Source organism: Azotobacter armeniacus (assembly GCF_054779355.1).
Window position 1 is genome coordinate 1 of sequence record NZ_BAAGYK010000109.1, and the last position, 627, is coordinate 627.

Consider the following 627-nt stretch of genomic DNA (forward strand, 5'->3'; position numbering starts at 1 on the left):
CGAAACGCTCTTTAACAAGTTGAATCAAGCAATTCGTGTGGGTGCTTGTGGGTAAGACTGGTGATCGAAAGATTGTCAGCGACACAAGCAACACTCGTGAATTCATGAGTTTGTTTGCGATTGCTGAGCCGAAATATGGATCCCTGGATCCTGCTGGATTTGAACTGAAGAGTTTGATCATGGCTCAGATTGAACGCTGGCGGCAGGCCTAACACATGCAAGTCGAGCGGCAGCGGGACCTTCGGGTTGCCGGCGAGCGGCGGACGGGTGAGTAATGCCTAGGAATCTGCCTGTTAGTGGGGGATAACGCGGGGAAACTCGCGCTAATACCGCATACGTCCTACGGGAGAAAGCGGGGGCTCTTCGGACCTCGCGCTAACAGATGAGCCTAGGTCGGATTAGCTGGTTGGTGGGGTAAAGGCCCACCAAGGCGACGATCCGTAACTGGTCTGAGAGGATGATCAGTCACACTGGAACTGAGACACGGTCCAGACTCCTACGGGAGGCAGCAGTGGGGAATATTGGACAATGGGCGAAAGCCTGATCCAGCCATGCCGCGTGTGTGAAGAAGGTCTTCGGATTGTAAAGCACTTTAAGTCGGGAGGAAGGGCTGTAGGCGAATACCCT

At 54.1% G+C, this 627-nt stretch carries 1 rRNA gene; it reads left to right on the forward strand.

Features of this window, described 5'->3' with window-relative positions:
• Positions 1 to 161 precede the first annotated feature (161 nt).
• Positions 162 to 627: ribosomal RNA gene (locus ACYVD0_RS14695) — 16S ribosomal RNA — on the forward strand; the annotation flags it as partial.